Origin of the sequence: Kitasatospora sp. NPDC059577 (assembly GCF_042735475.1) — a bacterium.
GTDB lineage: Bacteria > Actinomycetota > Actinomycetes > Streptomycetales > Streptomycetaceae > Kitasatospora.
In genome coordinates, this window is record NZ_JBHWBZ010000001.1 from 393,859 (window position 1) to 402,827 (window position 8,969).

Below are 8,969 nucleotides of genomic sequence, written 5' to 3' on the forward strand. Positions count from 1 at the left end.
CGTGCGAGGGCATGGTCACCGCGGGCGCGATCGCTGCGGGATCGACGAGCGGGTCGAAGGAACAGAGCAAGAGGGGTCGGGGAGTTGAAGGAGACGAGTGAGCTCGCGCTGCTGCTGCAGGAGCTGAAGAGCCGGTCGGGGCTCAGTTACGGTGCGCTGGCGAAGCGGCTGCACCTGAGCACGTCGACGCTCCACCGCTACTGCAACGGCGATGTGACGCCGACGGAGTTCGCCCCGCTGGACCAGCTCGCGCGGCTGTGCCGGGCGACCCCGCAGGAACTCGTCGAGCTGTACCGGCTGTGGGTGATCGCCCAGGCGGCGCGGGGGAGCAGGAAGCCACCGCCCCTCGCCGAAGCGAAGGCGCGGCCGCTGACGCCGGAGACGGAAGCGAGCCCGGCAGACGAAGCGAGCCCGGCGAGCGGGGCGACCCCGGAGGCCGCGGCGACCCCGGACCCGGGCGGGACACGGGACGCGGGCGGGACGCGGGACGCGGACGGGACCCGGGATGCGGGCGCCGCCGCCGGGGCCGAGACCACCGCCGCCTCCGCCCCCGTGGTGCCGCCGCGGCGGCGCGCCCGGCGCCGGGGCGCCATCGCCGCGGTGACGGCCATCGTGGTGCTCGCCACCCTCGGGGCCGTCGTCACCAAGCTGAGGGCGCACCCGGGCGGCGACTCCGATCCCGCCGTCGTCCGGTCGGCAGGCGCCGGGCCGGCCGCCGGTTCCCCGGCCCCCGGTGTCCAGAGCCCGCCGCCGTCCCCGTCCAGTGGCACTGCCTCCGCCGCTGCGTCCGACTCGGCCTCCGCCTCCGACTCCACCGGTGCGGGAGCCGGCCCGTCGGGGCCGACCGGCGGGGCGGACCCCACCCCGAGTGCCCCCATCACCGTCACGGTGACCCCGTCCGGCTGGGACACCGCGTGCGACCAGTACGTGGTGAACCGCCCGCCGTCCGAGGTCCCCAGGCCGCCCGCGATCGTGGACGTCCCGCGCTGGGCCGCCCAGGTCGGTGCGGTCCCCGGCCACTACCAGTCGATCGAGCTCACCGTGCAGGGCACCGGCAGCGACACCGTGGTGCTGACGGCCCTCAACGTCCGGGTCACCCGGGTCTCGGCCCCGCTCGCCTGGAACGCCTACTCCATGGGCGAGGGCTGCGGCGGTGGGGTCGACAAGCTCTCCTACGACCTCGACCTGGACGCGGCCCGCCCCCGCCCGGTCGTGACCCGGGAAAGCCACGGCCTGCCGGTCAAGGTGAGCGCGAGCGATCCGGAGGTCATCGAGGTCTCCGCCGAGACCACCTCCCACGACGTCAGCTGGTACCTGGAGCTGGAGTGGTCCAGCGGCAACCGCAAGGGGACGCTGCCCGTCGACCTCGGCCACGGCGTGCCGTTCCGCACCAGCGCGGTGAAGGGCCGGCCGCTGTACGTCTACCCGATCGGCGGGCACGCCTGGGAGCCGAGCCCGTACCAGCACTGACGGTCCGGCGGTGATGGGGATCCGTGACGGGGCTCCGCCGGTGACGGGGCGCCGGCAGTGACGGCCTCACCGGTTCAGATCGGCAGGTTCCAGCCCGGCCCGTCCTCCGTTCCGATCCAGACCCGCTGTCCGGCCCCCGTGACCGTGATGCCGAACCCGTCCTGGTGCGGCTCGCCCGCGCGCTGCCAGGCCTCGACGGCCTCCTCGACCCGGTCCCACAGGCGGAGCGGGCCGCGCTGCACGACGGTCCATCCGCCGCCGGCGTCGGGCGCGGTCCTGGCCTGCGACCCGGTCGCCACGTCGGAGAGGACCTGGTGCCCGCCGGCCCCCATCCGTTCGGCGGAGGGCGCCGCGAGCTGGCAGACCCAGCTCCCGGTCCAGGTGCCGATGACCTCGGGGTCGATCCGGGTCGGGCGCTCGTCCCCGGGGAGCAGCGACAGGCTCTGGCGGGGCGGACGGTCGTGCGGGCGGGCGATCATGAAGCTGGTGTAGCCGGGCAGGAACCGCCCCGAGGCCTCGCCGGGCGCCGTGACGACCAGCCGGGCCAGCCCGAACCCGAACCCCCACCCGGACAGCGTGGCCAGGATGACGCCGCCGGGCTTCACCTGGTGCAGCCACGGCGGCGGGAGGTAGCGGACCGAGCAGGTGGCGATGAGCCGGTCGTACGCGCCGCCGTCGGGGTCGCCGAGCAGTCCGTCGCCGATGATCAGCCGGGGGGAGTACCCGGCCGCCTGGACGGCGGTGGCGGCGGCGGCGCCCACCTCCGGGTCGTACTCGATACTGGTGAGAGCGGCGTCCCCGAGCCGGTGCGCGCCGAGGGCGGTCGAGTAGCCGGTGCCGGTGCCGATCTCCAGGACCCGGTGCCCGGCCTCGGCGCCGAGCTGCTGCCACATGCGCAGCACGAGGGACGGCAGGGTGGAGGACGACGAGGGCGAGCCGGTCGCGGTGCCCCCGGCCACGTCGGCCGGGCGGATCCGCCCGTCGAGCTGGGTGATCAGCGTTTCGTCCGCGTAGACGTGCTCCAGCCAGCCGGGATCGCCCTCCACGACCGGCCGGTAGGCGCTCGGGCTGCTCCCCGGGACCGGCAGGAAGAAGGACCGCGCGAACAGCTCCCGGCGGACCGCCCGGGCCGCACGCTCCCACGCCGGATCGGGGATCCCGTCGCCCCCGGTGAACCCGTCCACCAGGGCGTCGCGGAGCTGGGCCGATGTGCTCACGAATCGGGACCTTTCTCTAACTGGTCGGCGAGGGCCCGGGCGATCGCGTCGGTGGTCGCGGCCGGCTGCCAGGCCCACTGGCCGTTCGGGTTGCATTCAAGGAAGTACCAGGCGCCCGAGCCGGTCACGGCGAAGTCGAACGCGCCGTAGACCAGACGGAGCCGTCCGAGGTAGGCGGCGACCGAGCGTGCGACCGACTCGGGTACGTCGATCGGCGTGCACGCCATCCGGTCCTGGCGGCGCCGCCAGTCCAGGTCGGGGCTGTCGATCCGCACGCCGAACAGGCGGTCGCCGACGGCGGTCACCCGGGCGTCGAACGCCTTCGGCACCCGCGCCTGGAAGAGGTGCGGGCACGCGGCCACGGCGTCGGTGATCTCGGCCGGTTCGACCTCGCGCACCCACACGGCGTGCGGCCGCCCGTCGACCGCGTACGGGGTGTTCCACAGCGGCTTGTACACCGCCCCGGTGGCCTGGGCCGCCACGAACTCCCGCGCCTCGCGCGGGTCGTTGGTGATCACCGTGTCGGGGACCGGGAACCCGCAGCGCTGCGCGGCCGCGAGCTGCGCCGGCTTGTGCTCGGCGGCGCGGTTGGCCCACGGGTGGTTCACGTAGTGCGCGCCGGGGAGCGAGGCGAGGATGCCGCCCGCACCCCACAGGGCCTGCGAGGCGGCGAACCTGCGGTCCTGCCCGTCCAGTTCGGACGGGCCCTCGTAGGGCGAGGCCCGGCGCACCCACACCGACCGGACCGCGCCGAGGTCGAGGACCCGGCTGGCGGTGCGCAGGGCGCCCCGCTGCCCGCCCGTGCGGTACGCGGCGGTCAGCGAGGCACCCGTGTGCAGGTCGGCGCCGGGATCGAGGCGGACCACCGGGACCCGGCGCTCCGCGAGCACCCGCAGGACCGCATCCGCCGTCACGTCGAGGGGATTGGTCAGCACCAGCACCGACCCGCACCGGTCGTCCATCAGCCGGAGCTCTGGTCCTGGTCGTAGGACTCGGTGCTGTCGGCATCGGTGGCCCCGCCCGGGCCGGCCCCGTCGCCGGGCTGCGTGCTCGTCGGCGTGAGCCCGCTGGTGCTGGTGCCGTGCGTACCCGACTCGACCCTGCGCCCGTGCTCGTCCACGAACACGGCGATCTGGGTGTCGGGGTCGATCACGGGCGTGACGGCGGGGATCGAGCCGGACTCGGGGTACGGACCCATCCGGGTCGTGCCCCACGGTGCGGTCGTCATCTGTGCTGCGCCTCCATTCCGTGGCGGTGCTGACAGGATCAACAGCCCGGCCCGATGGCCGAGTCGTGTCATCCCACCCCGGCCGGCCCGGCCTGTCCAGGGCGGGGTGCGGCCGTCGGTGCGTCGGCGCGTCGGTGCGTCGGTGCGTTGGCGTGTCAGCGCGGCGACGGGGCTGTGGGCGTCCGGGCGTCCGGGCGTCCGGGCGTTCGCGCGGAAAACCGGATGCCGCCGGGGCGCCGGCCGCGTTACCCTCGGCGTCATGAACGTCACCGGCCCGATCACCGCCACCGCGCGAGCGACCAGCTCGCCGGTTGCCGCCGCCTGACGTACCCCTCCCCACGGCGACCGGACACGGTCCGCCGCTGGTGGCCCCGAGGCGTTTCCGCCCTCGGCTCCGATGACCGCGTGGCCCGTCGTCCGGTGCCTCCCCCCGGCACACGCGAAGGAGCCACCCCATGAACACCGACCAGCTCGTCCGCACCTTCATCGAGTACTTCGAGTACCGTGGCCACCGCCGGATCACGGGCTCGACCCTGCTGCCCCCGCCCGGCGACCCGGTGCTGTTCACCACCTCCGGCATGCACCCCCTCACGCCCTACCTGGAGGGCCGCCCGCACCCGCTCGGCCGGCGGCTGGTCAACGTCCAGCGCTGCCTGCGCACCACGGACCTCGACGAGGTCGGCGACCGCACCCACCTGACCGTCTTCGAGATGCTCGGCACCTGGTCCCTCGGCGACTACGAGGGCCCGCAGAGCCTCGACTGGGGTTACGGGCTGCTCACCGACGGGTTCGGCATCGACCCCGGCCGGCTCCACGTCACCGTCTTCGGCGGCGACGACCGGGTCGGCCCGGACACCGGCTCGCTGGAGCTGTGGCAGGACCGCGGCGTGCCGGTCGAACTCACCGTCGAGGACAACTGGTGGTCCAACGGGCCGACCGGCCCGTGCGGCCCGGACTCGGAGATCTTCCTGTGGACCGGCGACACCCCGCCGCAGTCGACACCCACCCGGGACGACCGCTGGGTGGAGGTGTGGAACCACGTGATGATGCGCCACCGGCGCCTCGACGACGGCACGCTCGTCCCGCTGCCCCAGCGCAACATCGACACCGGCCTCGGCCTGGAACGGCTCTCCTCGCTGCTGCAGGGCCGGTCGTCGGTCTTCGAGTGCGACGTCTTCGACCCCTGGCGCCGCCTCGTCCCGCCCCTGTGGCAGCTGGACGAACCGTCCCTGCGGCTGGTCTGCGACCACCTGCGCTCGGCCGTCGTCGTCATCGGCGACGGCGTCCGCCCCTCCAACACCGGCCGCGGCTACGTGCTGCGCCGCCTGGTGCGCCGGGTGCTCACCGTGCTCCACCGGGACGACCCGCGACGCGGACTCGGCGACCTGCCGGTCGAGTTGGTCGGCCACACCCTCGACCGCTTCCGCCAGGACGTCGACCCGGAGACCGTGCGCCGGGTCCTGCTCGACGAGGAGCAGCGGTTCGTCCGCCTCCTGGAGCGTGGCCGCCGGGTGCTCTCCCGCCCCCGCTTCCGCGGCCCGCTGACCGAGGACGACCTGCACTACCTCCACGACACCCACGGCCTGCCCCGCGACCTCGTGCTGGACCTGCGGACGGGGTGACGGTCCCGGGGCGGTCTGCTCGGCTTGCTCTGCCCGGGGCGCTCTCCTCGGGTCGCGTCCCCGGGCCCGGACGGGTCCGGGGACGCACGGGCTCGCCGCCGGACCGGCGCGTGCGTTCCGGCCCCGGACCTGGACCCGGCCCCGGCCTCCGGCGCGGCCGTCCTCCGTCGTCCCCGGTCAGCCCGCGGGCGTCCGCTGCCGCCGCCAGCGGGCCCGGTGGAAGATCGGCTCGACGGCGACCACACAGAACGCGTGCATGGGCCGGTTCGTGCCCTCGGGGTCGAAGAACCCGACGATGTCGCCGAGGAAGCTCTCGCCGTGCCGGTGGACGTGGCCGTCCCGGGCGACGCCGTCGCCGACGTCGGTGAGCCAGTCGCCGATCCAGAACAGCAGTTCGGCGCGGGCGGTGATGACGATCGTCGCGGCGTGCTCGGCGAAGCGGGCGGGGTGGCGGTCGGCCCGGCGCCGGACGTCGTCCGGCCGCTCGGGAGGCCGTGCCGCCGGGGCCGTCACCGTCAGGGGCGTCGAGGCGCGGCGCATCGCGCGCCGCAGGTCCGGCCAGTCGGAGGGCCGAAGTCCCGTGTCCTCGCGGGCCAGCAGCATCGGCAGCGGACGGCTCTCGCCACCGAGGGAGGACGTCGGCCGGCCGCCCGGCGGGACGGGGACGTGGACCGCGCTGTGCGGGCTCGTCGCGGCGACGCGGAACAGGGCGCCGAGGCGCAGGAGATCGGCGCGGCTCGCGTTGAGGTACCCGACCTGGCGGTCGGGCGGGAGGACGAAGGTGTTGCGGAGCATGGGGCCGGTGCTCAGGATCCGGCTGAGCCCGGATCCGGTGGTGCCGGCGACCGGATGGCTCGTCACCCGCAGCCGCATCCGCCCGTCGACGGCTCGCGCGCGCTCGTCGGCTCGCGTGCGCCCGTCGGCTCGTGCGCGCTCGTCGTGGACTCCCGTGCGCCCGTCGTCAACCCCCATGTGCCCAGTACAGCACGGGTGCCGCCGGGCTCGTACCCGGTTTTCCGGTGCCCCGGGCCCGCGCCCGCGCGGTGGTCGCCGGAGCCCGAGTCCGCGCACGGCTATTGACTAAAAGTCCAACAGTGGCGATTCTCGTCACACCGAGTGCGCGGTCCATGACAGCCGGCCCGGACGGGTCGGTCCCCGCGCCCCGGACGGTTCCCAGCGCCCGGCGGCCGCGCCACCCCTCACCTCGGACACGGGTGGTGACCATGCACCAACTCCTGCGCAACAGGCACGGATTCATCGCACTTCTGGCCGCGCTCCTCACCCTGGCCGCCGTGGTGCTCGCCGCCCCGGCACCCGCCGCACCCGCCGCGTCCGGTGACACGGCCGGGACGGACTGGTGGACCCCGACCGCACGGCCCGCCCCCGACTCGCAGATCGGCGTCACCGGCGAGCCGTTCCGCGGGACCGACGCCCAGGGCAAGGTCCGCGGCTTCGTCGACGCGCACGACCACATCATGGCCAACGAGGCCTTCGGCGGCAGGCTCATCTGCGGCAAGTCCTTCTCCGAAGCCGGGATCGCCGACGCGCTGAAGGACTGCCCCGAGCACTACCCCGACGGCTCGCTCGCCATCTTCGACTTCCTCACCAAGGGCGGCGACGGCAAGCACGACCCGGTCGGCTGGCCGACCTTCAAGGACTGGCCGGCCCACGACTCGCTCACCCACCAGCAGAACTACTACGCCTGGATCGAACGCGCCTGGCGCGGCGGCCAGCGGGTCCTCGTCAACGACCTCGTCACCAACGGGGTGATCTGCTCGGTCTACTTCTTCAAGGACCGCAGCTGCGACGAGATGACCTCCATCCGGCTCCAGGCACAGAAGACCTACGAACTGCAGGCCTACATCGACACGATGTACGGCGGCCCGGGCAAGGGCTGGTTCCGGATCGTCACCGACAGCGCACAGGCCCGCCAGGTCGTCGAACAGGGCAAACTGGCCGTCGTCCTCGGGGTGGAGACCTCCGAGCCGTTCGGCTGCAAGCAGATCCTCGACGTCGCCCAGTGCAGCAAGGCCGACATCGACCGAGGCCTCGACGAGCTCTACGGGCTCGGCGTGCGCAGCATGTTCCTCTGCCACAAGTTCGACAACGCGCTCTGCGGGGTGCGCTTCGACGAGGGCGCGCTCGGGACGGCCATCAACGTCGGCCAGTTCCTCTCCACCGGCACCTTCTGGAAGACCGAGACGTGCGCCGGGCCGCAACACGACAACCCCATCGGCCTCGCCCCGGCACCCGAGGCGCAGAAGCAACTCCCGGCGGGGGTGGCCGTGCCCGCCTACACCGGCGACGCGCAGTGCAACAGCCGCGGGCTCACCGACCTCGGCGAGTACGCGGTGCGCGGACTGATGCAACGCAAGATGATGCTCGAAGTCGACCACATGAGCGTCAAGGCGGCCGCCCGCTCCTTCGACATCCTGGAGTCCGAGTCCTACCCGGGCGTGATCTCCTCGCACAGCTGGATGGACCTCGACTGGATCGAGCGGGTCTACAAGCTCGGCGGCTTCGTCGCCCAGTACATGAACGGAGCCGAGGGGTTCAGCGCGGAGGCCAAGCGCACCGAAGCCCTGCGCGACAAGTACCACGTCGGGTACGGCTACGGCACCGACATGAACGGCGTCGGCGGCTGGCCCGGCCCGCGCGGCGCGAACACCCCCAACCCGGTGCACTACCCGTTCCGCAGCCAGGACGGCGGGTCCCTCATCGACCGCCAGACCACCGGCGCTCGCACCTGGGACATCAACACGGACGGTGCCGCGCACTACGGCCTGGTCCCGGACTGGCTGGAGGACATCCGGCAGGTGGGCGGGCAGGGCGTCATGGACGACCTCTTCCGCGGCGCCGAGTCGTACCTCACCACCTGGGGCGCCTCCGAACGGCACCACGCCACGGTCGACCTTGCCGCAGGCCGGCCGGCCACGGCCAGCACCACCGAGTGGTGGAACCCGTTCGTCAGCTACGCGCCCGGGCGGGCCGTGGACGGCGACCCGGGGACCCGCTGGGCCAGCGAGTGGAGCGACGACCAGTGGCTCCGCATCGACCTCGGCTCCACCACCCTGGTCGGGCGCGTCACCCTGGACTGGGAACGCGCCTACGGGCGGGCGTACCGGATCGAGGTCTCCACCGACGGGAACACGTGGCAGTCGGTCTGGTCCACCACCACCGGGGACGGCGGCCTCGACACCGCCCGGTTCGCCGGCGTCCCGGCCCGCTACGTCCGCGTCCACGGGGTGCAACGCGGCACCCAGTGGGGCTACTCGCTGCACGAGGTCGGCGTGTACAGCACCTGAGGCCCGGTCCTTCCGGTCCTTCCGGTCGTGGGGGGGGGGGGGGGGGGGGGGGGGGGGGCGCGGGGGGGGGTGGGGGGCGCGGGGGGGGCGCCCGGTGTGGGGGGGGCGCGGGGCCCGCGCGCGCCCG

At 74.2% G+C, this 8,969-nt stretch carries 7 protein-coding genes; 3 read left to right on the forward strand and 4 right to left on the reverse strand.

Translation table 11 applies throughout. From position 1 onward, the window contains the following. Positions 1 to 84 precede the first annotated feature (84 nt). The gene (locus tag ACFV0O_RS01870; protein WP_380334936.1) at positions 85 to 1,470 is read left to right on the forward strand and encodes a helix-turn-helix domain-containing protein; all 1,386 of its coding nucleotides are present in this window, start codon (positions 85 to 87) and stop codon (positions 1,468 to 1,470) included. Between the two features lie 74 nt (positions 1,471 to 1,544). On the opposite strand, the gene tgmC is transcribed toward ACFV0O_RS01870, so the two are convergent. The 3 genes from tgmC to tgmA are packed head-to-tail and all read right to left on the reverse strand — an operon-like array spanning position 1,545 to position 3,915. Then, complete coding sequence (tgmC, locus tag ACFV0O_RS01875) at positions 1,545 to 2,687, reverse strand: ATP-grasp peptide maturase system methyltransferase (protein WP_380334939.1); 1,143 nt, start codon at positions 2,685 to 2,687, stop codon at positions 1,545 to 1,547. Continuing rightward, positions 2,684 to 3,649 carry an ATP-grasp ribosomal peptide maturase gene (tgmB, locus tag ACFV0O_RS01880; protein ID WP_380334942.1) on the reverse strand — a complete coding sequence of 322 codons (966 nt, stop codon included), beginning with the start codon at positions 3,647 to 3,649 and terminating at the stop codon, positions 2,684 to 2,686. The genes tgmC and tgmB overlap by 4 nt, the downstream gene beginning before the upstream one ends. Continuing rightward, a complete protein-coding gene (gene tgmA / locus ACFV0O_RS01885; protein WP_360261247.1) occupies positions 3,649 to 3,915 on the reverse strand; it encodes a putative ATP-grasp-modified RiPP in 267 nt (88 codons plus the stop codon). The genes tgmB and tgmA overlap by 1 nt, the downstream gene beginning before the upstream one ends. Positions 3,916 to 4,370: 455 nt before the next feature. Between tgmA and ACFV0O_RS01890 the strand changes: the two genes are divergently transcribed. After that, positions 4,371 to 5,537: an alanine--tRNA ligase-related protein gene (locus tag ACFV0O_RS01890; protein ID WP_380334946.1), complete on the forward strand. Its 1,167-nt coding sequence runs from the start codon at positions 4,371 to 4,373 to the stop codon at positions 5,535 to 5,537. A gap of 177 nt (positions 5,538 to 5,714) precedes the next feature. Here ACFV0O_RS01890 and ACFV0O_RS01895 read toward each other — a convergent pair whose 3' ends face one another. Continuing rightward, entirely contained in the window at positions 5,715 to 6,509 is a 795-nt protein-coding gene (locus ACFV0O_RS01895; RefSeq protein WP_380334949.1) for a hypothetical protein, read from the reverse strand. A gap of 251 nt (positions 6,510 to 6,760) precedes the next feature. Here ACFV0O_RS01895 and ACFV0O_RS01900 point away from each other — a divergent pair, with 251 nt between their 5' ends. Next, positions 6,761 to 8,842 (forward strand): discoidin domain-containing protein, encoded by a 2,082-nt coding sequence (locus tag ACFV0O_RS01900; RefSeq protein ID WP_380334952.1) that lies wholly within the window; start codon positions 6,761 to 6,763, stop codon positions 8,840 to 8,842. Positions 8,843 to 8,969: the final 127 nt, after the last annotated feature.